The organism is Microcystis sp. M49636_WE2 (genome assembly GCF_030065375.1).
Lineage (GTDB): Bacteria > Cyanobacteriota > Cyanobacteriia > Cyanobacteriales > Microcystaceae > Microcystis > Microcystis aeruginosa_C.
In genome coordinates this window covers 1-1,011 of record NZ_JASJFG010001024.1, presented here as the reverse complement: position 1 = coordinate 1,011, position 1,011 = coordinate 1, and the positions used below count along the sequence as shown (strand labels likewise).

The following is a 1,011-nucleotide window of genomic DNA, read 5'->3' as shown; positions in this document are numbered from 1 at the left end:
CAAAATTCCCTTCCGAATGCTCGATTATCGCATTCGCGTCTATCGTCGTCATCCCCAAAAACAAATGCGTCAAGTGGTAATTTATCTGCGACGCAGTGATTCCCCCCTAGTACAAGAAAATACTTTCCGTCTGGGGGAAACTTTTCATTCCTTTCAAGTCATCCGTCTTTGGGAAGAAAATACGCCACAATTTTTCCATCATCCCGGTTTATTACCCTTTGCCATCCTCAGCAATACCGATGACCCCGAACAGGTGTTAAGTCAGGTGTCCCGTTCTTTAGAAACTATCCCCGAAAAACAGGTGCAAAGCAATCTCGCTGCCGCCACCAGTATTCTCGCCGGGTTAGTATTAAATCGGGAGACGATTAAAAAAATCCTTCGGAGTGACATTATGAGAGAATCAGTCATCTATCAAGATATTTTAGAGGAAGGCGAGGAAAAGGGACTACAAAAAGGACGACAAGAAGGACGACAAGAAGGACTGCAAGAAGGACGACAAGAAGGTAAAGAAGAAAAAGCCCGACAAATTGCCCTAAAAATGCTATCTGCTGGCTTTTCTGTCCCAGAAATCGCCCAATTTACCGATTTATCCCCCGCAACTATCGAGGAATTACAAAGACAGCAGCACAATTAAAGCTTTTAACCGCAAAGGGTGGCGAATTGGCAAAATTTTGGCTCATCCCCCCACCCCAAGCGCGGTTAACGACGTTTAGCGAGGCGACACACCACTAAACCGCTCCCTAGTATGCCTAGTCCGATAATACTAGAAAGTTTGGGAGTGGACACATTACCAATATCACCCGGAATATCAGCAGCAACAAGGCGAAAGTTATCGATTGCAGCATAACCACTGCTGAGAATATCGGTTTTATCCCAAAAAAGCCCCAATTTTCTCCACGGCAGCCTCTAGAATATCGGGATCGTGAACTAAGGCAAAACGCACATAACCCTCACCACCCTTACCAAAACCGGAACCGGGAGAGACCGCGACACCGGTTTGGGCCACCAATT

General features: G+C 46.2%; 2 protein-coding genes and 1 pseudogene. 1 reads left to right on the top strand and 2 read right to left on the bottom strand.

Translation table 11 applies throughout. The annotated features are described in order from the left end of the window. A partial coding sequence (locus tag PX484_RS23475; RefSeq protein ID WP_288105821.1) for an Rpn family recombination-promoting nuclease/putative transposase occupies positions 1-634 on the top strand: 634 nt, incomplete at its 5' end. Positions 635-699: 65 nt separating this feature from the next. Here PX484_RS23475 and PX484_RS23470 read toward each other — a convergent pair. Both PX484_RS23470 and PX484_RS23465 read right to left on the bottom strand, forming a co-directional pair. Further along, positions 700-888, bottom strand: coding sequence for a hypothetical protein (locus PX484_RS23470; RefSeq protein ID WP_002801130.1), 189 nt, complete (start codon positions 886-888; stop codon positions 700-702). After that, positions 869-1,011: pseudogene (locus PX484_RS23465) on the bottom strand (succinyldiaminopimelate aminotransferase); the annotation flags it as partial. The pseudogene PX484_RS23465 and the gene PX484_RS23470, both read right to left, overlap by 20 nt.